Source organism: Streptomyces sp. NPDC057697 (assembly GCF_042799335.1).
Lineage (GTDB): Bacteria > Actinomycetota > Actinomycetes > Streptomycetales > Streptomycetaceae > Streptomyces.
In genome coordinates this window covers 546,814-571,754 of the sequence record NZ_JBHVJA010000003.1, presented here as the reverse complement: position 1 = coordinate 571,754, position 24,941 = coordinate 546,814, and the positions used below count along the sequence as shown (strand labels likewise).

21 protein-coding genes are annotated in these 24,941 nt (G+C 72.8%); 4 read left to right on the top strand and 17 right to left on the bottom strand.

The window, feature by feature from the left end; all coding sequences use genetic code 11:
* Window positions 1-233: 233 nt before the first annotated feature.
* Complete coding sequence (locus ACFVFH_RS12395) at window positions 234-779, bottom strand: GbsR/MarR family transcriptional regulator (RefSeq protein ID WP_383766310.1); 546 nt, start codon at window positions 777-779, stop codon at window positions 234-236.
* Window positions 780-880: 101 nt separating this feature from the next.
* Here ACFVFH_RS12395 and ACFVFH_RS12390 point away from each other — a divergent pair, with 101 nt between their 5' ends.
* The 3 genes from ACFVFH_RS12390 to ACFVFH_RS12380 all read left to right on the top strand — a co-directional run bounded on the left by ACFVFH_RS12390 (window position 881) and on the right by ACFVFH_RS12380 (window position 4,153).
* Window positions 881-1,882 carry an ATP-binding cassette domain-containing protein gene (locus tag ACFVFH_RS12390; RefSeq protein WP_383766308.1) on the top strand — a complete coding sequence of 334 codons (1,002 nt, stop codon included), beginning with the start codon at window positions 881-883 and terminating at the stop codon, window positions 1,880-1,882.
* Window positions 1,879-3,513: an ABC transporter permease gene (locus ACFVFH_RS12385; RefSeq protein WP_383766305.1), complete on the top strand. Its 1,635-nt coding sequence runs from the start codon at window positions 1,879-1,881 to the stop codon at window positions 3,511-3,513. The genes ACFVFH_RS12390 and ACFVFH_RS12385 overlap by 4 nt, the downstream gene beginning before the upstream one ends.
* Window positions 3,514-3,895: 382 nt before the next feature.
* Window positions 3,896-4,153 (top strand): hypothetical protein, encoded by a 258-nt coding sequence (locus ACFVFH_RS12380; protein ID WP_383766302.1) that lies wholly within the window; start codon window positions 3,896-3,898, stop codon window positions 4,151-4,153.
* Between the two features lie 506 nt (window positions 4,154-4,659).
* On the opposite strand, the gene ACFVFH_RS12375 is transcribed toward ACFVFH_RS12380, so the two are convergent.
* From ACFVFH_RS12375 to ACFVFH_RS12300, 16 genes are all read right to left on the bottom strand, one after another.
* On the bottom strand, window positions 4,660-5,889 hold the full coding sequence (locus ACFVFH_RS12375; protein ID WP_383766299.1) for a cytochrome P450: 1,230 nt from the start codon (window positions 5,887-5,889) through the stop codon (window positions 4,660-4,662).
* 246 nt (window positions 5,890-6,135) lie between these two features.
* Entirely contained in the window at window positions 6,136-6,813 is a 678-nt protein-coding gene (locus tag ACFVFH_RS12370) for a response regulator (RefSeq protein ID WP_383766297.1), read from the bottom strand.
* Complete coding sequence (locus tag ACFVFH_RS12365) at window positions 6,810-8,258, bottom strand: sensor histidine kinase (protein WP_383766294.1); 1,449 nt, start codon at window positions 8,256-8,258, stop codon at window positions 6,810-6,812. Before ACFVFH_RS12365 ends, ACFVFH_RS12370 begins: the two co-directional genes overlap by 4 nt.
* Before the next feature lie 127 nt (window positions 8,259-8,385).
* Window positions 8,386-9,261, bottom strand: a complete 876-nt coding sequence (locus ACFVFH_RS12360) for an alpha/beta hydrolase (protein WP_383766292.1) — start codon at window positions 9,259-9,261, stop codon at window positions 8,386-8,388.
* Window positions 9,262-9,595: 334 nt separating this feature from the next.
* Window positions 9,596-10,810 carry a kynureninase gene (kynU, locus tag ACFVFH_RS12355; protein ID WP_383766290.1) on the bottom strand — a complete coding sequence of 405 codons (1,215 nt, stop codon included), beginning with the start codon at window positions 10,808-10,810 and terminating at the stop codon, window positions 9,596-9,598.
* Complete coding sequence (locus ACFVFH_RS12350) at window positions 10,803-11,651, bottom strand: tryptophan 2,3-dioxygenase family protein (protein WP_383766289.1); 849 nt, start codon at window positions 11,649-11,651, stop codon at window positions 10,803-10,805. The genes kynU and ACFVFH_RS12350 overlap by 8 nt, the downstream gene beginning before the upstream one ends.
* A 287-nt stretch (window positions 11,652-11,938) precedes the next feature.
* The gene (locus ACFVFH_RS12345; RefSeq protein ID WP_383766287.1) at window positions 11,939-12,352 is read right to left on the bottom strand and encodes a DUF3151 domain-containing protein; all 414 of its coding nucleotides are present in this window, start codon (window positions 12,350-12,352) and stop codon (window positions 11,939-11,941) included.
* Between the two features lie 45 nt (window positions 12,353-12,397).
* Window positions 12,398-13,924: an MFS transporter gene (locus ACFVFH_RS12340; protein WP_383766285.1), complete on the bottom strand. Its 1,527-nt coding sequence runs from the start codon at window positions 13,922-13,924 to the stop codon at window positions 12,398-12,400.
* Window positions 13,925-14,484: 560 nt separating this feature from the next.
* Window positions 14,485-15,348: an ankyrin repeat domain-containing protein gene (locus ACFVFH_RS12335; RefSeq protein ID WP_383766284.1), complete on the bottom strand. Its 864-nt coding sequence runs from the start codon at window positions 15,346-15,348 to the stop codon at window positions 14,485-14,487.
* A gap of 11 nt (window positions 15,349-15,359) precedes the next feature.
* Complete coding sequence (locus ACFVFH_RS12330; RefSeq protein WP_383766282.1) at window positions 15,360-16,574, bottom strand: MalY/PatB family protein; 1,215 nt, start codon at window positions 16,572-16,574, stop codon at window positions 15,360-15,362.
* 59 nt (window positions 16,575-16,633) lie between these two features.
* A complete protein-coding gene (fbaA, locus tag ACFVFH_RS12325; protein WP_344513002.1) occupies window positions 16,634-17,656 on the bottom strand; it encodes a class II fructose-bisphosphate aldolase in 1,023 nt (340 codons plus the stop codon).
* Between the two features lie 211 nt (window positions 17,657-17,867).
* Window positions 17,868-18,407, bottom strand: coding sequence for an orotate phosphoribosyltransferase (gene pyrE / locus ACFVFH_RS12320; RefSeq protein WP_136326594.1), 540 nt, complete (start codon window positions 18,405-18,407; stop codon window positions 17,868-17,870).
* 57 nt (window positions 18,408-18,464) lie between these two features.
* A complete protein-coding gene (locus ACFVFH_RS12315; RefSeq protein WP_383766280.1) occupies window positions 18,465-19,265 on the bottom strand; it encodes an aldose 1-epimerase in 801 nt (266 codons plus the stop codon).
* Window positions 19,266-19,311: 46 nt separating this feature from the next.
* Window positions 19,312-20,424 (bottom strand): hypothetical protein, encoded by a 1,113-nt coding sequence (locus ACFVFH_RS12310; RefSeq protein WP_383766804.1) that lies wholly within the window; start codon window positions 20,422-20,424, stop codon window positions 19,312-19,314.
* A 343-nt stretch (window positions 20,425-20,767) separates the two neighbouring features.
* Complete coding sequence (locus tag ACFVFH_RS12305; RefSeq protein ID WP_383766278.1) at window positions 20,768-22,369, bottom strand: polyamine aminopropyltransferase; 1,602 nt, start codon at window positions 22,367-22,369, stop codon at window positions 20,768-20,770.
* Window positions 22,370-22,453: 84 nt separating this feature from the next.
* Window positions 22,454-22,978, bottom strand: coding sequence for a DUF2617 family protein (locus ACFVFH_RS12300; protein WP_329197074.1), 525 nt, complete (start codon window positions 22,976-22,978; stop codon window positions 22,454-22,456).
* A gap of 750 nt (window positions 22,979-23,728) precedes the next feature.
* Between ACFVFH_RS12300 and ACFVFH_RS12295 the strand changes: the two genes are divergently transcribed.
* Window positions 23,729-24,898, top strand: a complete 1,170-nt coding sequence (locus ACFVFH_RS12295; RefSeq protein WP_383766276.1) for a pyridoxal phosphate-dependent aminotransferase — start codon at window positions 23,729-23,731, stop codon at window positions 24,896-24,898.
* Window positions 24,899-24,941 lie beyond the last annotated feature (43 nt).

The following is a 24,941-nucleotide window of genomic DNA, read 5'->3' as shown; positions in this document are numbered from 1 at the left end:
TGATGCGGTGCGGGACGGCGGGCACGACACGGTGCGCGGCGGCGGGTGTGATGCGGTGCGGGACGGCGTGCGTGATGCGGTGCGGGATCGCGGGCACGACACGGTACGCGGCGGCGTACGTGATGCGGTGCGGGATCGCGGGCACGACACGGTACGCGGCGGCGTACGTGTGACAGTGCGGGACGGCGTGCGTGTGACGGGTTGCGGGCAGGCCGCAGGGCGCGGGGCGTCCGTCAGGCGCCCGCGTGCCCTGCGGGGGGCCCGAAGTCGAGCGTCTTGCGGTGCTCGTGCCAGCGTTCCATCATGGCGCCCAGCTCCGCCTGCAAGAACTCGAAGAACGCGACCGTCTCCGCGATCCGCGCACCGGCCGGGGTGTCCGCGCCCAGGATGCGGACGCCTTCCCGGAGGGTGTTCTCCCAGCGGGTCAGCACCCGGTCCCGGCTGACGAAGGTCGTGAACCAGACCTCGTCGTGCAGGCGGTAGCGGTCGCGCCGCGAACCCGGCTCGCGCTCGCGGCCGACCATGCTGACCTGGGTGAGGTAGCTGACCGCGCCGGACACGGCCGCCGGACTGATCTGCAACGCCATGGCGAGCTCGGCGGAGGTCATGGACCCGTCGTCGTCCGCGAGGAGCGCGGCGAAGACCCGGGAGGCCATTCGCTGCATCCCCGCCTCGGTCATCTCGGACGCGAACCGCTCCACGAACCGTGACACGGCCTCCGCGTCACGCCCGGAGCGCATGCTCTGTCCGGTGTCGCTGATCTCGGTTTCGCTGGTCATCGACCGATCGTCTCCCCTGGTTTCGCGGCCCCCGCCATGACGCCAACTTTATACGCTTCCTTAACTTCACAAAATTGTGAAAGTAGCGTACGTTCAGAAACATGACGAAGGCGATCACGGTGGCCGGACTGCACAAGTCGTTCGGTCGGACACACGCGCTGGACGGCCTCGACCTCACCGTCGAGGCCGGCGAGGTCCATGGCTTCCTCGGGCCCAACGGCTCCGGGAAGTCCACCACCATCCGGGTGCTGCTGGGTCTGCTGCGGGCCGACTCCGGCGCCGCCCAGCTGCTCGGCCGGGATCCGTGGCACGACGCGGTGGAGCTCCACCGGAAGGTGGCGTACGTCCCGGGTGACGTCACGCTGTGGCGCAACCTCTCCGGCGGCGAGGTGATCGACCTCTACGGGAGCCTGCGCGGCGGCCTCGACCGGACCCGGCGTGCCGATCTCGTCGACCGCTTCGAGCTCGACCCGACCAAGAAGGGGCGTACGTACTCCAAGGGCAACCGCCAGAAGGTCGCCCTGGTCGCCGCCTTCGCCTCCGATGTGGATCTGCTGATCCTGGACGAACCCACCAGCGGGCTCGACCCGCTGATGGAGGGGGTCTTCCAGGAGTGCGTCGCCGAGGAGCGGGCGCGCGGGCGGACGGTCCTGCTCTCCAGCCACATCCTCAGCGAGGTCGAGACGCTCTGCGACCGGGTCAGCATCATCCGCCAGGGGCGGACGGTCGAGACCGGTTCGCTGGCGGACATGCGCCATCTGACGCGTACGAACATCAGCGCCGAGCTGGCCGGTCCGCCCGACGGACTCGCCGGTCTGCCCGGCGTCCACGACCTCGAAGTCCGGGGTCTGCGGGTCACCCTCCAGGTCGACACGGACAAGCTCGACGCCGTGCTCAGGTCGCTCACCGCGTCGGGCGTGCGGACGCTGACCAGCACCCCGCCCACACTGGAGGAGTTGTTCCTGCGTCACTACGCGGCGGATGCGGCGGACATGACGGACGCGACGGGCGTGGCGGGCACGGTGGACGCGGTGGACGCGACGGGTTCGGTGGACGCGACGGACGCCTCCGGCGGCGAGGGCGCGGGGGTGGCTGCGCGATGACTGCCGTGACCACCGACGCCCCGTCCGACACCCGCCGCCGGACGGGGAACGCGACGGGGCAGCTCGCCGGGACGTGGCCCCTGCTGCGGCTCGCCCTGCGGCGCGACCGGATCATGCTGCCGATCTGGGTGCTCGCGCTCGGCGGCTCCTTCTCCTCGATCAGCAGCTCCATCACCGCGCTGTACGGCACCGCCGCGCAGCGTGCCGAGCTCGCCGCGTCGATGAACGGCAACAGCTCGCTCCGGGCGATGTACGGGCCGGTCTTCGAGGACTCGGTCGGCGGGCTCGTGAGCTGGCGGATGGCCGCCTTCGGAGCGGTGCTGGCGGCCGTGATGAGCCTGATCGTCGTCATCCGGCACACCCGGGAGGAAGAGGAGACCGGCCGTCAGGAGATGCTCTCCTCCGCGATGGTGGGACGCCGCGCCCCACTGACCGCCGCGCTCCTGACCGCAGTGATCGCCAACGCGGCGCTGGCTCTGGTGATCATGGCGGGCCTGGCGGGATCCGGTGCGGGCGGCGCCGGGGCGGTGGCCCTCTCCCTGGCGGTCGCCGGTACGGGAGTGCTGTTCGCCTGCACGGCCGCCATCGCCGCACAGTTCACCGAGAGCGCCCGGCTCGCCAAGGGGCTCACGGCGGCGGTGATCGGTGCCGCGTTCGTCCTGAAGGCGGCGGGCGACTCCGCGACGGACGACGGCTCGTCCATGCTGACCTGGCTCTCCCCCATCGGCTGGGCGGAGAACGTCCGGGCGTACGCGGACGAGCGCTGGTGGGTGCTGCTCGTCCTCGTGGCGGCGGTCGCGGTCCAGGCCGTCCTCGCGTACACCCTGGCCGGACGGCGCGATGTCGGCATGAGCTTCCTGGCGACGAGACCCGGGCCCGCGCAGGGCCGGATCACCACGGCGTTCGGTCTCGCGCTGCGGCTCCAGCGCGGTGCGCTGACCGGGTGGACGCTCTCCTTCGCCGTGGTCGGTGTCGCCTTCGGCGGACTGACCGGCGGGGCGGCCGAGCTCGTCGGTGGCAACGAGCAGACCAGGGAGATCTTCGAGCGGATGGGTGGACAGGCCGGTCTGACCGACGCGTTCCTCGCCGCGATGCTCTCGGTGCTCGGCATGGTCGCGGCGCTGTACATCGTCGCGTCGGTGCTGCGGCTGCACGGGGAGGAGACCGCCGGGCGCGCCGAGCCGGTGCTCGCGGGCGGCGTGGGCCGGACCGGGTGGGCGGCCGGACATCTGGTCGTCGCGTTCGGCGGCGCGGCCCTGCTCATGACGGCCGGCGGCCTCGGCCTGGCCATCGGCTACGGCCACGAACTCCCTGCCGTGCTCGGGGCGTCACTGGTACAGCTCCCGGCGATCTGGCTGCTGGGCGGAGTGACGGTCCTGCTGTACGGGGCGTTCCCGAAGGCTGCGGTGGCGGCCTGGGGTGTCGCGGGGATCTGTCTGGCGCTGGGCTGGCTCGGGCCCGTCGTCGACATGCCACAGGCGGTGATGGACCTCTCGCCGTTCACACATCTGCCGAAGCTGCCGGGCGGCACAGGAATGGAGTGGGCCCCGGTGCTCACCCTCACCGCCATAGCGGCGGTGCTGGCCGGGGCGGGGGTGGCGGCACTGCGCAGGCGCGATGTCCTGACGTGACGGCGACCGGGGGCGGGGGACGAGGGACGGGGTACGGGGATGGACCGGCTGGGACGGGGCACGGGGCAGGGGTGCCGGGGACGGGCGGGGGTCGGGGACGGGGGTTGGGGTGCCGGGGACGGGCTGAGGCGGGGGTCGGGGCGGCAGGGGCACGAGACCGGGGACGGGCGGCCTGCCCGGACGGGCCCCAGGGGCGGGAGCGTGCCCGGACGGTGCCGGGCGCGGCGCGGGCCCGAGACGTGGTGCCCGGCGTGGGGAAATCCCGGGGTGTGCAACCTCGTCGCAGTGTCACCGCGTCACCCCGTTCATGGAGAAGAACCGAAGCGAAGCCGCCCGTGGGGCCCTCGGTTGTCTGGTCGTCGCGGCAGGTGGGGCCGCAGGGATGCTTGCCTGGGCGCCGTACGGCAGGCACGGCATCTTCGGCGGCTTCGAGGGCACCTCGGAGTGGAACGTGCTCTGGCTCGGACTGCCGGTCATGACGCTCGGCGGCATCGCGGCCGGGCTCACCCTCGTCGCCCTCGCGGGGCGGAAGTGGCGGCGGGCGTTGGGTGCGGCGGCGGCGCTCGTCGCCCTTGCCGGTTTCGGGGTGGCCTTCGACGTGCTGGAGGGTCCGCCCCTGGCCTGCGGCCCGGTCTGCTGAGCAGGGGGCGGTCCGGCGCGCAGTCCACCGAGACGGTCCGGCCCCAGCCGGCCCGCATCCCAGCCGGCCCCCGCATCCCACCCGGAGCCGAGCCCGCAGCACAACCGGGCTCCGCCCACCCGGAGCCGAGCCGCACCCCGTCCAAGATCCGGCCACCGCGCACGGTCTGCCATCACCGCACGGTCTACCGCGCGCGCCACTCACCGCATCCGTCAGCCGCCCACGCCGCCCCTGCCGCCCCTGCCGCCCCTGCCGCCCCTGCCGCCCCTGCCGCCGACGCCACCCACGCCACCCACGCCACCCACCGCAACCGTCAGCCGCCCGCGCCGCTCACACCACTCACCCCCGCCCACGTCACTCACCGCAGCCCGTCCACCGCTCACCCGCAGCCCGTCCACCGGCCGGACCACCCGTCTACCGCCCGGCCCGCCCGATCCGCTCGCCATCGCCATCGCCATCGCCGTCGCCATCGCCGTCGCCATCGCCGTCGCCGTCGTCCGCAGTCGTCACAGCTCCACGCGGAGTTCCTTCAGGCCCCTGATCACATAGCCCGGGTTCCACTCCGGCTCGGCGGCCAGCCGCATCCCCGGGGCGCGGCGCAGCAGCTCGCCGAAGGACGCGGCCAGTTCGACCCGGGCCAGCGGGGCGCCCAGGCAGAAGTGGATACCCGCGCCGAAGCTGACGTGCGGGTTGTCCTGCCGGGCCAGGTCCAGGGTGTCCGGGGCGGTGAAGCGGGCCGGGTCGCGGTTGGCGGAGCCGAAGAGCAGGGCCACCTCCGAGCCGCGCGGAATGACCGTGCCGTCGATCTCGATGTCGTCGAGGACCCAGCGCTCGAACATCTGGAGCGGGGTGTCGTACCGCATCAGCTCCTCGATGGCCGTCGGCAGCAGCCCGTGATCGGCGCGGAGGGCGGCCAGCCGACCAGGGTGACGGAGCAGGGTCCACCAACCGTTCACGGTGGTGTTGACGGTCGCCTCGTGGCCCGCGTTCAGCAGCAGCACACAGGTGGAGATCATCTCCTGCTCGCTCAACCGCTCCCCCTCGTCGTGGGCGGCGATGAGCGCGGAGATCAGATCCGTACCAGGGTTCTTGCGCCGCTCCTCGATCAGCTCACGCAGATACGCGGAGAAGTCGAGCGAGGCACGGACGGCGGCGCGGGCGGTCTCCTCGGACGGGTTCAGTTCGAACATCCCGCAGATCGCGGCGGACCAGGGCCGCAGCGGGGCCCGGTCGGACTCCGGGATACCGAGCATCTCGGCGATGACGGCCACCGGCAGCGGCTCGGCGACCGCCGTGAGCAGATCCCCGCCGCCCGCCTCCACGAAGGAGTCGACCAACTCGGCGGCCAGCCGCCGCACGGTGGGAACGAGCCGCTCGACCGTGCGCGGGGTGAACGCCTTGGAGACCAGACGCCGGATCCGGGTGTGGTCGGGGGCCTCCAGGTCGAGGAGGCCCTGCCCGTTCAGGGTGTGGAAGGGCTCGTGCTCGACGGGCGGCGGGGTGCGGCCGAACTCCTCGTGGGTGAAGCGGTGCAGATACGTGCGCCCCAGCCGCCGGTCACGCAGCAGCGCGGACACATCGGCGTGGTGCGGCACGAGCCACTGGTCGGTCGGCTCGAAGCGGTGCACCCGGCCGGCGGCGCGCAGCGCGGCGTAGGCGGGGTACGGGTCCGCCACGAAGGCGGGGGACCAGGGGTCGAAGGGCGCATCGGCCACGGAACGGGAAGACGGGTGCATAGGCGGACGCTAACCGCACCCCGCCACCGCCGACCACCCACCGACGACCACCCATCGCCGACCACTCACCGCCGACCATCCACCGGCACGCGCGTCCCCACTTGCCTACGCCCACACCCTGTCCGCCCCCGCCGCGCCCTCACTCGCGTACGTACACGCGCCCCCACCCAGCAGCACGCCACGGCTCCGCCTCCCCCCAGCCTGTCCCGGTTCCGGACCCGGCCCCGCCCGCCCTGCCCCGGCGCCTCAGGACGGGGTGACCAGCCGGGCCTCGTACGCGAAGACGGCCGCCTGGGTGCGGTCGCGCAGCCCCAGCTTCACCAGGATGCGGCTCACATGCGTCTTGATGGTGGACTCGGCGACCACCAGGTGCGAGGCGATCTCGGCGTTGGACCGGCCCTGCGCGATGAGGACGAGCACTTCCGTCTCGCGCTCGGTGAGGTCGCCGACCCGGGCCAGCGCGGGCGAACGCGGGGCCTCCGCGAGTTTCGAGAACTCGTTGATCAGCCGCTTGGTGATCGTCGGGGCCAGCAGTGCCTCGCCTGCGGCCACCACCCGTACGCCGTCGGCGAGCTGGCGCGCGGAGGCGTCCTTGAGGAGGAAGCCGGACGCCCCGGCGCGCAGCGCCTGGTACACGTACTCGTCGAGGTCGAAGGTGGTGAGCACCAGCACCTTGGCGTCCGCGTCGGCGGCGACGATCTCGCGGGTGGCCTCGATGCCGTTGAGCTCCGGCATCCGGATGTCCATCAGGACCACGTCGGGGTGCAGCGCCGCGACCTGGGCGATGGCCTGCCGTCCGTCGACCGCCTCACCGACGACCTCGATCCCCGGCATGGCGTTGAGCAGCACCGAGAATCCCTCGCGGACCATCATCTGGTCGTCCACGATGAGCACCCGGATCGGCGGGGAGGTGGGGGTGCTCATGCCCGTCCCGCCTGTTCCACCTGATCCATCTGCGTCGTGTGCTTCGTCTGATCCGAACGATCCGAACGATCCGTCTTCCCGAGCCGGACGCCACCCGTCCCGCCCTGCCCCTGGGACTCCCCCCGGGACGAGGACGAGGACGAGGACGGGGACTGGGACGGGGACTGCGGCTCGGTGCCCGCCTGCACGGGGATGAACGCGGTGATCTCGTAACCGCCCTCGCGCGTCGTCTCCGCCGTCATGTCCCCGTTCAGCATCGCGACCCGCTCCCGCATCCCCGTGATCCCGTGGCCGGCACCCGGCGAAGGCTTCACCGGACCGGTCGGCGGCCCGTTGACGATCCGCAGGCCGAGCCCGCCCAGCACGTAGCCGATCTCCACCTTGGCGCCGGCGCCCGGTGCGTGCCGCAGCGAGTTGCTGAGGGCTTCCTGGATGATCCGGTACGCCGACAGCTCGACGCCCTGCGGCAGTTCACGCACCGCGCCGGTGATCGTCTTCTCCGTCTCCAGTCCCGCCTCGCGCACATTGGCCAGGAGCCTGTCGAGCTGGGCGAGGGTGGGCTGCGGGGCGTCCGGGGCCTGGTAGTCCTCGGCCCGTACGACACCGAGGACCCGGCGCAGCTCGGTGAGCGCGGCGACGGCGTTCTCCCGGATCGTGACGAAGGCCTGCTCCAGCTCGGGCGGCGGATTCTCCACCCGGTACGGGGCGGCCTCGGCCTGGATCGCGACGACCGACATGTGGTGGGCGACCACGTCGTGCAGCTCGCGGGCGATGGTGGTGCGCTCCTCCAGCAGCGTGCGCCGGTCGCGTTCGACGGCGGTCACGCTGCGCTGTACGGTCACCTCGCGCTCCGCTTCCCGCCGGATCTGCACCATGGCCACCACGAGCAGGGCGAACGCCGAGGTCAGCGCCATGCCCACGGTGGTGGTGCCGGGCCGCCAGACGAGGTTCTCCATGAACGTGCCGAGCAGCAGGGTCAGACCCCACATCCAGGCGCCGGTACGCGGCCGGGTCCGGGCGGCAACGACGACCAGCACGACCAGGTGGGCGAGGAAGGTGGTCGGCCCCCAGGGCCAGCCGTCGCCGCCGAAGAACGCGGTCAGCGGAGTCGCCAGAAGCGACACCCAGAACGCCCCGACCGGCCTGACCAGCGTCATCGCCACGGCGAGCGCCGGGAACACCGCGAGGAGTTCGGCGATCGGGTATCCCGTCCGGTTGAAGCCCACCAGGAAGACCACGAGCGCGAGCAGCACCACCAGCGCGTGCGGCGTCCAGACCGCCTTCTCCCTCATCCGCCGGGGCAGCCGCCGGATCAGCGGCCCGTCGCCCGGGAGCGGCGGCATCGGCCGGTAGGCGAACGCATCGTGGAAAAGGGCCTCCCGGAGGCCGCCTATCGCCCCCGCGGCCATCCGGTACTCCGGGCTTCTGCTCTTGGTCTCGGTCACGCTTCCACGGTAGGGGGCGGACCGGGCCCCGGTCGTCAGCAGTGATACGGATCCTGCGGCATCCGTCGCAAGTACTACGGACTCCTCCGCACCGCCACGCCCAGGCTCACCACCGCCACGCCCCGGCTCACCAGGCCAGTTGGGCGAGCTCCTCCGCCACCACCGCGCAGGCGTCCGCCGCCGGGTCGATCAGCGGGAAGTGGCCGACCTCGGGCAGCAGCGTCAGCCCCACCGTCTCGCCCGCCTTGGCCGCCGCGTCGACGAACGCCTCCGCGACCGCCTGCGGCACATCGACGTCCGTGGTGCCCTGCACCACGGTGGTCGCGATGCCGGTGGGCAGCAGCACGGCGGGGTCGGCGTGCGGGGCCCGCTCGTCGAAGTCCTCCTCGCGGCCGAGGAACTGGCCGACCGCCCCGGAGCACACGTCGAGCGCGACGGCGGTGGCGAAGTCGGCGATCGGTGCGAGGGCGACGACGCCCCGCAGCTGCGGGGGCGCGGGCAGCCGCCACGGCGACCCCTCGGGCAGTACGTGCCGGGCGGCGGCCCACAGGGCCAGCTGCCCGCCGGCGGAGTGCCCGGTGATGACGATCCGCCGGGCGTCGGCCTGCGGGAGTTCCCGGGCCAGCAGCGCCGGGAGCGCGTCCAGTGCCGCGGCGACATCGTCGAAGGTCTCCGGCCAGCGGCCCGCCACCGGGCCGGACCCCCGCTGCTGCGGGATCTCGCTGCCGCGCCGGTACTCGACGCTGGCGACGGCGAACCCGCGCCGGGCCAGGAAGTCCGCGAACGGCGACACGTGCTGCCGGTCGTAGGGCGCCCGCCACGACCCGCCGTGCAGGACGACCACGACGGGCGCCCCGGTCCGCCCGTCGCGCGGGGCGTAGAAGTCGATCAGCTGGTCGGGGTGGCTGCCGTAGGCGGCGGAGGCGTCGGGGGCGACCGGTGGATGCGAGAAGGCCGATTCGGTCTCGGCTGCGTCCCGATCACGCGCGGCAGAATCCGACATGCTGCTCCAACCGTCCTGTAGCTGGGCCCAACTGGGCTGACCTGCGGGGACGGTACCAGTACGGAAGGCTTCCGTCCCCGCTGAGGACCATGTTCAGGAGCACGCCGACGACCACGCTCGGAAGCACGCCAACGACCGTGCCCAGGAGCACACCGACGACCACGCTCGGGAGCACACCGACGAACGTGCTCGGAAGCACGCCGTGCACCTCCGCCTGAGCACGCTGCGGACCTCCATCGGAGCACGCCGCGAACCTACGCAAGAGCCCGACGCGGACCTCCACCGAAGCCCGCCGTGAACCTCCGCGAGAGACCAGCCCCCGCGGAGGGTTCCGTCACGTCTCCGCCAGCACCTCGCCCAGCGCCCGCGCCGCCCGTTCCACGTCCGCGAAGCCGACGTACAACGGCGTGAATCCGAACCGCAGCACATCCGGCCGGCGCAGGTCCCCGACGACGCCCCGCGCGATGAGCGCGCTCATCACCGGTTCCGCGTCCGCGCAGCGCAGCGCGACCTGGCTGCCACGCTCCGCGTGCGCGACCGGGGTGACCGAGGTGACCCGGCCCTCGGGCACGTACCCGGCGACGCACTCCAGGAAGAAGTCGGTCAGCGCCAGGGACTTGGCCCGGACCGCCTCGACCGGGACCCCGTCCCACACGTCCAGCGCCGCTTCGAGCGCCAGCATGGAGAGGATGTCGGGGGTGCCGACCCGGCCCCGGACGGCGCCGTCCGCCGGGGCGTACGCCGAGGTCATGCCGAACGGGTCCGTGTGCGACGTCCACCCCGGCAGGGGCGAGTCGAAGGCCGCCTGATGGCGTTCGGCGACGTAGAGGTAGGCGGGCGAACCGGGGCCGCCGTTCAGGTACTTGTACGTACAGCCCACCGCCAGGTCCACGCCGTGCGCGTCGAGGCCGACCGGCAGGGCGCCCGCGCTGTGGCACAGGTCCCAGATCGCGACGGCGCCCGCCGCCCGCACCGCGGCGGTGAGTCCGGGCAGGTCGTGGAGCCTGCCGGTGCGGTAGTCGACGTGGTTGAGCAGGACGGCCGCGGTACGGGGGCCCAGCGCGCCGGGCACCTCGGCGGGGGCGACCGGGACGAGCCGGTGACCGGTCATCCGGGCGGCGGACTCGGCGATGTACCCGTCCGTGGGGAAGGTCGTCGCGTCGACCAGGATCTCGTCGCGCCCCGGGGGCGCCAGCCGGGTGGCCGCGACGACCGCCTTGAAGACGTTCACGCTGGTCGAGTCGCCCACGACGATCTGCCCGGCGGCGGCCCCGACGAGCGGGGCGATCCGGTCGCCGATCCGTTCCGGCGCGGTCCACCAGCCGCTCTCGTCCCAGGAGCGGATGCGCAGCTCGCCCCACTCCCGGGCAAGGACCTCCTGGACCCGGGCGGGGACGTGTACGGGCAGAGCGCCCAGCGAGTTGCCGTCGAGGTAGACGCCGTCGTCGAGGACGAACAGCTTCCGGCGGTCCGCGAGCGGGTCGGCGGCGTCGAGTGCGACGGCCCGCCCGGCGAAGGTTCCCGGCATGGCGGTGAAGGTCTCAGACATGGCTGCGCGCCGTCCACAGCTCGGGGAAGACGTTCTTCGTGGCCCGCTTCTCCAGCCAGGCGACCCCGGCGGAGCCGCCCGTCCCGGTCTTCGAGCCCATCGCGCGCCGGGTGGCGACGAGATGGTCGTTGCGCCAGCGCCACACCAGCTCGCCGACATCGGTCAGGGCCTCACCGAGCCGGACCAGTTCGTCGTGCTGATCCGGGTTGGCGTAGATCTCCGCCCAGACGGTCTCGACCTCGGGGGACGGCTCGTACTTCCGTGTCAGGTCCCGGTCGAGCACGGACCGGGGTACGGCGTGGCCGCGCCGGGCGAGCAGGGCGAGGGCCTCGTCGTAGAGGCTCGGTTCGGCAAGTGCCTTCTCCAGTTCCGCGTGGACCCGGGGCGCGCCCCGGTGCGGCACCAGCATGGACGCGGACTTGTCGCCCAGCAGGAACTCCATCCGCCGGTACATCGCCGACTGGAATCCGGAGCCCTCACCGAGGGCGGAGCGGTAGGAGTTGAACTGGGCGGGAGTGAGCTGGGCGAGCGGGGTCCACGAGGCGTTCAGCGCCTCCAGCTCCCGCACGGACCGCTTCAGCGCATCGCGCGCGACGGGAATCCGGTCCTCGCGCAGGGCGTGCGCGGCGGTCTCCCACTCATGGACGATGACGGTGAACCACAGCTCCATGACCTGGGTGGTGACCAGGAAGACCATCTCGCCCGGATCATCGGAGCGAGGGTGCTGGAGATGGGTCAGGACATCCGCCTGGACGTAGTCCTCGTACGGAGTCGTGCCCGCGAAGTCGAGGTGCGGGGTCTGCGCACCGGTGGCTTCGGGGTCGGGGTGGATCGTCGACATTGCTGTCTCCTCGACACGAGCTTCCGGGTAGCGGTCCGCCCCTTCCGTGAGGTGGTGGAGCTCCGGTCCCCTGTCGGCATCCTAGACGGACGCCCCAGGAGTGCGCAGACCCCGCGGACGCACCGCGGTCCACAGGGTCCGGCACACAGATCCACTCACCGAGGATCCCGACGGCGAACGGCTCCCGGCTTCCCCAGCCGCAGAACTCGGCAGAGGCCGCTTCCCCGGCCGAGGGATCCGGCAGAGGCCGCTTCCCTGGCCAAGGATCCCGACAGCGGTCGACTTCCCTAGCCGAGGGTCTCGGCGGCGGTCGGCGAGGAGTCGCGCAGGAACGTCGAGCAGCGCTCGTACTCCTCCTGCTCACCGATCGACCGGGCGGCCCGCGCCAGGGCGTGCAGGGCGCGCAGGAAGCCGCGGTTCGGCTCGTGCTCGAACGGCACGGGGCCGTGGCCCTTCCAGCCGGCCCGGCGCAGCGCGTCGAGGCCGCGGTGGTAACCGGTGCGGGCGTAGGCGTACGACTCGACGACGCGGCCGCCCTCGAACGCCTCGTCGGCGAGCTGGGCCCAGGCCAGGGAGGAGGTCGGGTACTTCGCGGCGACATCGGCGGGGGCCACGCCGTTCGCGAGCAGTTCGCGCGGCTCCGGGTCGTCGGGCAGGTGGGTCGGGGCGGGGCCCCCGAGCAGGTTCTCGTGGATCGACATGGGTTCAAGTGTGCCTGGCACACGCGTGCCGGGGTACCCGGGCGGTCAGCCGGCGCCCGGGGTCTCCTCGTTGTCCTGCGCGGGCTCCAGGGGCGGGGCGGCGATCCCGCAGTGCACCGTGCACTCGGGCCGCGCCTGCTCCGTCTCGTCGGGCGCGGGAGAGAGCCCGCGCACCGTCGCCCAGGCGATCACCGCCCCCAGGACGAGGAGCCCGGCGCACATCGGCATGGCCCGGCGGAAGGTCGCGGCGAACTCGTCGGGCATCCGGTACGCCTCCGGGCCCATTCCGGCGAGCAGCGGCAGTGCGGCCACCGCGATCAGCCCGGCGGCGCGGGCGGCGGCGTTGTTGATCCCGCTGGCGAGACCGGCCCTGGCGGTGTCCACGGAGGCCAGGACGGTCGCGGTGAGCGGTGCGACCAGGGTGACCAGTCCGACGCCGAGGACGGCGACCGCGGGCAGCACGTCGGTGAGGTAGCCGGAGACGGTGTTCGACCCGGGCCCGACCCGCAGCATCAGCAGCATGCCCGCGGCGGCGACCAGCGGACCCGCGGTGAGCGGGATGCGGGGCCCGATGCGCTGGCCCAGTTCGCCCGAGGCGGCCGAGAAGAGCAGCATCAGGACGGTCGTCGGCAGCAGCGCCGTGCCCGCGCCGAGCGCCGAGTACCCGGCCACCACCTGGAGCTGGATCGCGGAGAGGAAGAAGTAGCCGCCGAGTGCCGCGTACACGCAGAGGGTGATGACGTTGACGGCGGTGAACTGCCGGGACGCGAAGACCGAGGGCGGCAGCATCGGTGCCGCCCGGGTGCGCTCCACCCGTACGAAGACGGCCCCGAGCAGGACCCCGGCGACGGCCGACCCGATCACCACCCCGGACGCCCCCTGCCCCGGCGCCTCGATCAGCGCATAGGTCACCAGGGCGAGGGCGAGCGCCCCGAGCACGGCACCCAGCACGTCGAAGCGCCCGTGCGCGTGCGGGTCACGCGATTCCGGTACGTGGCGCAGCGCCACCGGCACGCAGACCGCGGCGAGCGGCACGTTGAGCAGGAACACCCACCGCCAGCCCGGCCCGTCGACCAGCCAGCCGCCGACGAACGGTCCGATGGCGGCCCCGACCCCGCCGAGCCCCGACCACAGCCCGACCGCGCGGGCCCGGTCGTCGGGGTGGAAGCTCGCCTGGATCAGGGCCAGCGAACCGGGCGTGAGGAGCGCGCCGCCGATGCCCTGGAGGGCGCGGGCGGAGATCAGGACGGCGGCGTTCGGCGCCAGCCCGCACAGCACGGACGCGGCGGCGAACCAGACGACACCGACGACGAAGACCCGCCGCCGCCCGTACCGGTCGCCCAGGGCACCGCCGAGGAGGATCAGCCCGGCGAGGGTCAGCATGTAGGCGTTGACGGTCCACTGGAGCGCGGCCAGGTCGGTGCCGAGGTCCTTGCCGATCCGGGGCAGGGCGACGTTGATGACGGTGGAGTCCAGCATGGCCATGCTGGAGCCGAGGACGGTGGTGAGAACCACCCAGCGTCCGGCGGCGGAGGCGACGCGGATGGCTCCCGTCTCGGATGCGTCAGGCATACGAGCAGCATCCCCGCTCCGCGCCGGGAGAGCCATCGGGCCGGGGCGCCCGCTCCCCCGGGATCGGCCGGTGATGTCGTACGGGCCTCAGCGCGACCGACGGGACCGGACGGGGCTCAGCCCGGCTGGGGGGACCGGACGGGCCTCAGCCCGGCCGACGGGACCAGACGGGCCTCAGCCCGGCCAGCGGCACCGGGCAGGGCTCAGCGCGGCCGACGGGGTCGTACGAGCTGAGACCCGCCCGTCGCACGGGCTGAGACCCGCCCGGTGGGACCGGCCCGGCACCACCCGGCCAGCCGGACCGCAGGTCCGACCGGACCCACACGACCGACCGGACCACACGACCAGTCGGACCCACACGACCGACCGGACCACACGACCAGCTGGCCCCGCACGACCAACCGGACAGCCAGGCACGGACAGGAGGCCAGCCGGTCAGGCCGCCCGGCGGCCAGGCGGCCAGGCACAGTCCGCCCGCCACCCAGTCACAGTCAGGCCGCCCCCTGCCCAGGCACGGACAGCCGCCGACCCGGCACCGTCAGCCGGCCGACCAGGCACCGTCAGCCGGTCAGGTCGACCGAGGGACGGCTCTCGCCCGTGCCGTTCCAGTGCACACGGAACCCGGCTTCGCGGAACGCTCCGACAACGCGTTCACCAGCCCGCTCCATCGCCCGGGTGTTGCCGTCCGGGGCGCCCCAGAACGCCAGGGGTAGGTGGCCCGTCCGCTTGGCCCGTACGGCGTCCTGGCGTGTGTAGAAGCAGAATCCGACGAGGCCATCCGGATCCACGGCCCGTTCTCCGCTCCGTTCTCCGGCCCGATCCCCGGCCCGATCCCCAGCCCGATCCCCGGCGGCCTCGGAGCAGGCGTCGAAGCCGTCCGACTGAGTGGTGCCGGCCGCGGCGAGCGCGACGAACCCCGCCGCGTCCAGCCCGTCCAGCACGGCGCCGATCCGCTTCTCCGCCGCCCGCCACTGCGCCCGCGACAGCCGCCGCTCCGGCGCCCGCTCCCTCTCCACCCCGGCCTCCGCCCCGGCCCACAGCCCGGTCCCGGCGGCGGCCGCCAGAAGCGCGGCGACCTCCGGGACCCAGGCGTTGACGGTGACGTGGTTGCCGTGGCCGTCGGTGACATCAGGATCCGCCCCACGGGCGATCAGCAGCTCGACCGCCTCCGGCGACCGCGAGAACTCGGCGGCGAGGTACAGGGCGGTGCGCCCGTCACCGCCCGGATGCTCGACGGGCGCCCCGGCGTCCAGCAGCGCGCCGAGGACGGTAGCCGCGCGGACCGGGTCGTTCTCCGCCCCCATCGCGGCCCGGTGCAGCAGGCTCCACCCTTGGGCGTCGACCGCGGTGACATCGAACCCGGCGCCCAGGGCGGCCCGTACCGCAGCGGCATCACCGTGGTGCGCGGCCTCGAAGATGTCCATCGGAGGCCGGCCTACGACGCCCGCGCCGTCACGGCCCGTACGCCCCGGATCAGCGCCTCGACCCCGGCCTCCGCCTTGGCCCGCGGGCACCCCACGTTCAGCCGTACGAAGCCCTCCGCGCCGTACACCCCGCCCGGCATCACCGCGACCTTCTCCCGCTCTATCAGCACCCGCTGCAAGGGCTCGTCGCCCTCGACGCCCGCGGGTCGCAGATCGATCCAGGCCAGATATCCGGCCTGCGGCGGCCGCCATCCCAGCTCCGGGAACGCCTCGTTCAGCCGCTGCGCGACCAGCGCCAGGTTCCCGGAGACGTACCCCCGCAGCTCGTCCAGCCACTCCGCCCCGTCCCGGTACGCGGCGATGTGCGCGGTCAGCGACAGCACCGCCGGAGAGGCGAGCCCCTCGGCTGTCTCCATCCGGCGCAGGAACTCCGCCCGGTCGGCCGGATCGCCGATCAGCCCGTACGAACCGGTCAGCGCCGGGAAGTTGAACGCCTTCGACGCGGAGGTGATCAGCGCCCAGCGCCCCTCGCCGCCGAACCGCGTCCAGGGCACATGCGTATGTCCGTCGTGCACGAAGTCCGCGTGTATCTCGTCGCTGATCACCGCGACCCCGTGCCGCGCGGCGAGCGCCGCCATGTCGGCCAGCTCGGCCTCCGTCCACACCCGGCCCGTCGGGTTGTGCGGCGAGCACAGGACCAGGACCTTGCTGTCGGGGCGGGCGAGCTCCCGCTCCAGCGCCGCCCCGTCCCCCACCGGCACGCCCCGCAGCTCCCGCCGGAGCCCGGTGACCGCCTTGCGGAACCCGTCGTACGTGGGGGTGTGGACGACCACGCCCTCGCCCTGCGCGGTCCACATCTGGAGCAGCTGCGAGAGCTGGCTGAGCACGGAGGGCCCGTACACCAGCTGCCCGGTGTCCACCTCCGTGCCGTACCGGGTCGCGTACCAGTGGGCTATCGCCGAGCGGAAGTCGTCCTGCCGCCAGTCCGTGTAGCCGAACACCCCGTGGTCGAGGCGGGAACGCAGTGCGCTCAGCACCTGCGGGGCCGTCTCGAAGTCCATGTCGGAGATGGTGAACGGCAGCAGCCCGTCCACCCCGAACCGGTCCGCCACCCCGTCCCACTGGACGCACCAGGTGCCCCGGCGGTCGACGACGGTGTCGAAGTCGTAGCGCGCGCTGGAACTCACAGCGACCCCTTCATATGCGCATATGCGGCTTTCGGACATGCCGTGGGCCCGGCCCCCACGGGGTACCGGGCCCACGGCCACACACTTCGTACCGGCTGCTACTTCAGCTTGGTGCCGGTGGAGCGCAGGTTGGCACAGGCCTCCGTGACACGCTTGGCCATGCCGCCCTCGGCGGACTTGCCCCAGCTGCGCGGGTCGTAGACCTTCTTGTTGCCGACCTCGCCGTCGACCTTCAGCACACCGTCGTAGTTGCGGAACATGTGGTCCACGATCGGGCGGGTGAAGGCGTACTGGGTGTCGGTGTCCAGGTTCATCTTCACGACACCGTTCTCCAGCGCCGTGGCGATCTCCTGCTCGGTGGAGCCGGAGCCGCCGTGGAAGACGAAGTCGAACGGGGACGCCTTGCCGTACTTGGCGCCCACACCTTCCTGGAGGTCCTTCAGCAGCTCGGGACGGAGCACGACGTTGCCCGGCTTGTAGACGCCGTGGACGTTGCCGAAGGAGGCGGCCAGCAGGTAGCGGCCCTTCTCGCCCAGGCCGAGCGCCTCGGCGGTGCGCAGCGCGTCGTCGACGGTGGTGTACAGCTCGTCGTTGATCTCGTGGGTGACGCCGTCCTCCTCGCCACCGGTCGGGGTGATCTCGACCTCAAGAATGATCTTGGCGGCGGCGGCCTTGGCCAGCAGCTCCTGGCCGATGGCCAGGTTGTCGGCCAGCGTCTCGGCCGAACCGTCCCACATGTGGCTCTGGAACAGCGGGTTCTCACCGCGGGCGACGCGCTCGGCGGAGATGTCGAGCAGCGGACGCACGTAACCGTCCAGCTTGTCCTTGGGGCAGTGGTCGGTGTGCAGCGCGACCGTGATGTCGTACTTGGCGGCGACGATGTGCGCGAACTCGGCCAGGGCGACGGCGCCGGTGACCATGTCCTTGTTGTACTGGCCGCCCAGGAATTCCGCCCCACCGGTGGAGATCTGGACGATGCCGTCGCTCTCCGCCTCCGCGAAGCCGCGCAGTGCAGCGTGCAGGGTCTGGGTCGACGTCACATTGATGGCCGGGTAGGCGAACTTGCCTGCCTTCGCCCGGTCGAGCATCTCGGCGTAGACCTCGGGGGTTGCGATGGGCATCTGACCGCTCCTTGGGATGTGCGGGTGTGCGTGCTGGTTCCCTGACCTGGGGGCGACGTCATCGTCGCCCCCATCTTCCCAGACTCTCGCTCCGGCTCCACCCGGCCCTTCGCCCCGACGTTCGGGCGCACCGGACCGGGACATGCCGAAGGGGCGGGCCGTTTCACGTGAAACAGCCCACCCCCGGAAGAAACAGCAGGTCAAGCAGGCATCAGGCCAGGTCGAGATCGGCCACCGAGTAGACGTGGACATACGGGAGACCGGCCTCGGCGATGGCCGGAGCAGCACCGCGCTCCACGATCACGGCCACGGCCACGACCTCGCCACCGGCCTCACGGACCGCCTCGACGGCCGTCAGCGGCGAACCGCCCGTGGTCGAGGTGTCCTCGACCACCAGGCAGCGGCGGCCCTTCACATCGGTGCCCTCGATGCGGCGCTGCATCCCGTGCGCCTTCTGCGCCTTGCGGACGACGAACGCGTCCAGCTCCTGGCCGCGCGCGGCGGAGGCGTGCAGCATCGAGGTGGCGACCGGGTCGGCCCCCAGTGTCAGCCCGCCCACGCAGTCGTAGTCCAGCTCGGCGGTGGCGTCGAGCATGACCTGACCGACCATCGGAGCGGCCTTGCCGTCCAGCGTGATGCGGCGCAGGTCGATGTACCAGTCGGCCTCAAGACCCGAGGAGAGGGTCACCTTGCCGTGTACCACGGCCTTGTCCTTGATCTGCTGGAGCAGCTCAGCACGTACGTCAGTCATGGCTACGAGCTTAAGCCGCGCGTCTCACATCAACTTTCGCCGACTCCGGTGCCGGGATCACAGCCGACGCCAGCTCCATGTCGTCGAGATCTCCAGCGGGTCGATCGGGGTGACATAGCGGGGCGTGGTGTTCAGTCCGTTCGGCGGGCCGGACTGCGGCTCCACGCAGACCGCCTCGTCCTGCTCGTCGTAGATCACGACCCACTCGTCCCGGCTCTTCACGGTCAGCTCCAGCTGCTCCGGCCAGGTGAGCGTCACCTCGACCCCGTCCGGCATCCCGAAGCAGTCGTCCCAGGGACCGGCCAGGGGCGGGATACGGCGGCCGGTGGGCAGGTGGTCCGCGCCCCGCTCCTCCTGCCAGGCCGCGTCGAAGGCCACCTCCACGTCCTTGCCATCGCCGCCGAGGTTGCGCAGGAACCAGGGGTGCCAGCCGGCCTGCGCCGGGAACGAGTCCCCGTACGTCTCGACACCGAAGGCGAGCGTGAGCGCGTCCTCGGCCAGCTCGAAGGTCTGGGTCACCCGGCCGGGATACGGCCAGGGGTCGACGAGGTCGTAGTAGAAAGCGGCCTCCCGCTCGCCCAGCCGGGCGGTGTGCCAGGCGGTGTCCCGGCCGGTGCCGTGGATGGCGTGCGGCGGGGCGTTCAGCGGCAGCCGGTGCGGGACGTCGCCGTTGTGGAACAGCCCGTTCCCGGTCCGCCCGCACCACGGCACCATCGGGAAGCAGCCGTACCGATCCCCCTGCCGCAACACCTCGGTACCACCGATCCGCAGGCTGTCGATGCGACAGCCGTTGGCGGGATTCACGGTCAACTCTGTGTCGCCGACGGACAGCCGGACGTCCTTCTCGCTGCTACTCACCCGACCGAGATTACTGGCGCGACCGCCAGAGATCACGGGACGGCCCTCAGCGCCGCCGCCGCAGTGCCCGGGTCACCACCACCGCGGACGCCAGCGCGAGCGCGGCGGCCGGGGCGACCCAGCGAAGCGTGGCGCCCGCGCTGGTCGAATCGGGTGAGGGAACGGGCGCGTACCGGCCGCGCGGCGGCGCGTGGTCGACCTCCTCGGCGCTGCGGCCGATCATGGTCCGCCTGGCGTGCGCGGCCTCCGCCGGGGGGCCGTCGGGCACGGTGAACTCCACCTCGGCGACCGGGTCGAGCGACGGCGGGGGCACGGGCGCGTCGAAGACGGAGCCGGTGCCCGGCGGGTTCCCGGACTCGCCCTGCTCGTCCGCGTCGCCCCGCGCGTCCTGCTTCTCCGCGTCACCCTGCCCGCCCTGACCGCCCTGCCCGCCCTGCCTGCCCTGACCGCCCTGACCGCCCTGCCTGCCCTGACCGCCCTGCTCTCCGTGCTCGTCCGCGGAAGGCTCCTCGGGCCTCCCCGCGGAGGGCGCCTCGTCCGCCGCGGCCTCGTGGGTGGGCGGGGTGTCGTCGGCAGCGGTGGCCGCGCCGGTGATGTCGGCCTCCTCGGCCGCCTCCTCGATGGCCTGCTCCACGGCTTCCCCGACGGACCGCTCGTCCTCGCCGAGCACCGCACCGGGCCCGTCGCCCAGGCCCTCGCCGCTCTCTCCACCGGCCGCCAGGGTCTCCGTCACCAGCTGCTGGGCGAAGCGGTCCAGCAGACGGTGGGCCGCCGCCAGGGCCGCCGCCGCGTCCAGCGCCAGGAACCGGCCGTCACCGCTCGCCGTGCCCTCGAACCCGATCAGCGTCCCGCCGTCCTGCTCGGTCAGGCGGATCGCCAGGGTCAGCTTCGCCGAGCCGCTGCCCCGGGCCTCGGCCCCCTCGCCGCTCACCAGGACCGCCGCGCCGCGCACCCCCTCGGGGCCGTCCTGCGGGGCGTCGGCCAAGCTCAGCGCGCCGCGGTACGTGATCGTGTGGCCGTCGACCCGGATCCGGAGCCGGCCGGACAGCGGGCCCGCGGACGCGTCGGCGTCCTGCTGAAGCCCCGGCACACAGCGCGCGACACGGGCGGGGTCACCCAGCGTCCGCCGCAGCGACGGGACCGGAACCGGAACGAACACCTCATGCTCCATGGAAACCGAGCCTACTCAGCCCCGGCCGTCACGTCAGCGGTTCCGCCCGCGAGGCCACCGGCACCACCGGCCCACAACACCGGCCACCGGGCACCGGGCACCGGGCACCGGGCACCGGGCACCGGGCACCGGGCACCGGGCACCACCGGACCACAACACCGGAACCACCGGAACCACGACACCACCGGAACCACACCTCCCCAGCCCAACCCAACCCCACCTCACCCCACCCCGCCTCAACCCCATCCCCGGCCCCATCCCCATCCCCATCCGCATCCGCATCCCCATCCCCATCACCATCACCAGCACCAGCCTCGCCCCACCCCCCCGCTCAGCGGTCCTCCCAGTACCGCGGATGCACCAGCGTCGAGGGCGGCAGCCCCGGCCGCCGGTCCCGTTCCGTCTCCCGCCCGGCCTCGACCAGGGCGGCCTCCGTCATCGACCGCAGCGGCGGCACCTTCGCCGCGAGGCCGAGCGGCGGCGGCCGCCTCCCCCGCCCGGCGAGGACGAAGCCCCAGCCGTGCGCGACATGCGCCCGGTGCGTGGCCCGGTCGGGACCGGCCGCGGAATCGGCGCGTCGGCCGCTCATCCGGTAGGAGCGGGTGCGCAGCCCCGCCGCCCGCATCGACGCCTCGACCGTCCAGAACGTACGGGGCCGGGCCAGCGGCGGGCCCCCGTGCACCACCAGCCGGCCGCCGGGCGCGAGCGTCTCGGCGACCAGGCCGTAGAACTCCGCCGAGTAGAGCTTGGTGCTGGTGGAGATCCCGGGGTCGGGGAGGTCGGAGATCACCACGTCGTAGCGGCCGTGCCCCGCCCGCAGCCAGTTGAAGGCGTCCGCCGTGACCGCCGTGAGCCGCGGGTCCCGGTACGCGTGGCCGTTCAGCTCCGAGAGCGCCCGGTCGGTACGGGCCAACCGGGTGACGCCCCCGTCGAGCTCGACCACGGTGACGGTGCGTACGTCCGGGTAGCGCAGCACCTCCCGGGCGGCGAGGCCGTCGCCGCCGCCCAGGATCAGGACGTCGGCGTGCGGCCCGTTCATCGCCGGGTGCACCAGCGCCTCGTGGTAGCGGTACTCGTCGCGCGCGCTGACCCGCAGCCGTCCGTCCAGGTACAGGTCCAGGGAGCTGCGCCCCGCCCCGGTGAGCACCACCTCCTGGATGTCGGTCTGCACGGCGACCCGCACCCCGTCCCCGTACACCGCGCGCCGCGCCGCCCGCTCGAAGTCGTCGACCAGCGCGCCGGCGACGGCCAGCACGGCGATCACCGCCACGTTGCACAGGATCAGCAGCCAGCGGGAGCGCGGGGTGAGATCCCGCCGGAACACGCACAGCACCAGTGCCCCGCCCGCCGCCGCGTTGACCGCGCCGGTGAACAGCGCCCCGGAGAGCTGCCCGAGCACCGGCAGCAGCAGGAAGGGGAACGCCAGCCCGCCGACCAGCGCGCCCACGTAGTCCGCGGCGAAGAGATCGGCGACGGCACCGCCCGCGTCCTGTCGGTCGACGCGCTGGATCAAGGTCATCAGCAGCGGGATCTCCGCACCGATCAGGATGCCGATCGTGAGCGAGAACCCGACCAGGGCGTAGCGCGACTCCCCGATCCAGGCGAAGGAGGCGTACAGCACCAGCGCCGAGGAGCCCCCGACGAGCGCCAGGGCCGCCTCGATCAGCCCGAACCCCACCGCGGCACGGCTGCGTAAACGTTTCGCGAGAAGCGACCCGACCCCCATCGCGAACACCATCACGGAAAGCACGACCGATGCCTGGGTGACGGAATCACCGATCAAGTAGGAGGCGAGCGCCACCAGTTCGAGCTCGTACACCAGACCGCAGGCGGCACAGACGAAGACCGCGGCCAGCACGAGATAGCGACCGGTCCTCGGCCGTACGGGAAGACACGCCGCGCCCCCTCGCAGCAATACCTGCTGGTCGATCATGATGCGAACGCTACGTCACGACAGCGTGGCAGCCTGTCACCCACAAGGGTGCAAGTGGGGTGCTCGCAACGGAGTTGGGGTTTCTCAGAGCGCCGCGACCGCCGGCATCCGCACGCCCACCCGGGTGCGCGTCACCACCAACTGCCCCTCCTGCGGGTACGCGTGCCAGGTGCGCCAGCGCACCTGGCCCTCGGTCCGCTGGGCGAGCATGGCGGTGAAGGCGTGCGGGCTGCCCGGGAACGTCCCGGCCAGTCCGTGCGGGTGGTCGGCCACCAGCGCGAGGAGTTCCTGCGCGCGCCCCGCGAACGAGCCCTCCGAGAGGGTCTCGACGCGCGCCGCGAATTCGTACTCCCACTCCCCGAGCCGCTTGGAGACACCGAGCGGAAGCGGTGTGCTGCTGCCGGGGATGCAGGCGACGGTTTCGGAACAGGTGCCGCGCTCCTCTTCGAGGAGTACCTGGTGGGAGGCGCCGAGCAGGCGCAGTTGCAGCCTGGCACCCGCGAGATCGAGGTCGAGCACGGCCAGGGCGGGAAGGGGTTCGCGCCCCAGTGCCCAGGCCAGGTCGGCAGCACGGGTGTCGGAATAAGCCGTCTGGAGGGTCGTGAGCATGGGTCGGCTCCGCAAGCAAGCATGGACACATGGACAGGGGACGCCCCCCGACGTCGTGCACGTGGGAGGTGGGTAGCGCCCGATCAGGTCCAACTGGGGTCCGAGGGCTGGATGTTCTCTCCTCCGAGGGAACCATGAATAAGTCGCATCCACAGCGTTTTTACCCAACTTGCCGTGGTTTCCATCCCCTCGGGGGCCTCTCTGATCATCTGTTCAACGACAACGTGCGAAATTCCCCAACAAAAAGGTGCCCGGCGGGAGTTCACCCGCCGGGCACCTCCGGAACCAGCCGTCCCGGTCAGCTTCCCCCACCGCATCCGCCACCACCGCCGCACGAGGAACCACCACCGCACGAGGAGTGGCCGCCGCCGCAGGAATGACCCCCGGAGTGACCCCCGGAATGCCCTCCGGAGTGACCGCCGCCGCTCCCGCAGGACGTACCGCCGCCGTCACCGCCGCCCGCCCACCAGCCGCCCCCCGCGGAGCCGCTCCCGACAGCCCCGCGACGCACCCGGCGCCCGGACGCCTTCGTCCTGCGTCGCGACTTCGCCGTGACCGAGACGAGCAGCGCGACCAGTACGACCGCGATCACCACACCCATGAAGACCTCCACCGACCCCACGTCCTTCCATCCCCCGAAGCGAGGTCCCCCGCTTCCCCGCGCTTCCCGCGTGGGTGGGGGATGCCCCCGCACACGAACGGCCAAAGCAGACTTGAGCAACTCCAGAGCTTCCGCGCAGGATGACAGCCATGACACAGCCACGACCGCTGCTCAACCGCCGCCTCGCCGAGTTCGGCACGACGATCTTCGCGGAGATGTCGGCGCTTGCCGTACGGACCGGCTCCATCAACCTCGGCCAGGGCTTCCCCGACACCGACGGCCCCGAAGAGATCCGGGAGGCCGCCGTCCGGGCCCTGCGCGACGGGCGCGGCAACCAGTACCCGCCGGGCCCCGGCGTCCCCGAACTGCGCACCGCGGTCGCCGACCACCAGCAGCGCTTCCGCGGCCTCGCCTTCGACCCCGACACGGAGGTCCTGGTCACCGCCGGCGCCACCGAGGCCATCGCCGCCGCGATGCTCGCCCTGCTGGAGCCGGGCGACGAGGTCATCGCCTTCGAGCCGTACTACGACTCCTACGCCGCCTGCATCGCGATGGCGGGCGGCGTCCGCGTCCCGCTGACCCTCCGCGCCCCCGGCTTCCGCCCCGACCTGGACGCCCTCCGCGACGCGGTCACGCCCCGCACCCGGCTGCTGCTGCTGAACAGCCCGCACAACCCGACGGGCATGGTCCTCACCCGCGAGGAGCTGTCCGCGATCGCCGCGCTGGCGGTGGAGCACGACCTCCTGGTGGTCACCGACGAGGTCTACGAGCATCTGGTCTTCGAGGGCGAACACCTCCCCCTCGCCGCCCTGCCCGGCATGCGCGAGCGCACCGTCTCCATCTCGTCCGCCGGAAAGACCTTCTCGTACACCGGCTGGAAGGTCGGCTGGGTCACCGCCCCGGCCCCGCTCGTCGCCGCCGTCCGGACCGCCAAGCAGTACCTCACCTATGTCAGCGCGGGGCCGTTCCAGTACGCGATCGCCGAGGCGCTGCGCCTGCCGGACAGCTACTTCGAGGGCCTGCGCACCGACCTCCGCCGCAAGCGCGACCTGCTCGGCGACGGCCTGCGCGCGGCCGGGTTCGAGGTCCACCGGCCGCAGGGCACGTACTTCATCACCACCGACGTCAGCGCCTTCGGCGAGAAGGACGCCTACGCCTTCTGCCGCGCCCTCCCCGAACGCTGCGGTGTCGTCGCCGTCCCCAACTCCGTCTTCTACGACGACCCCGAGACCGGCCGCGGCCAGGTCCGCTTCACCTTCTGCAAGCGCGACGACGTCCTCCACGACGCGGTCGGCCGCCTGCGCCGCCTGGCGCCCTGAGACGGCGCCGCCCCGGGGCGGCGGTCGCGTGGACCGTCACTCC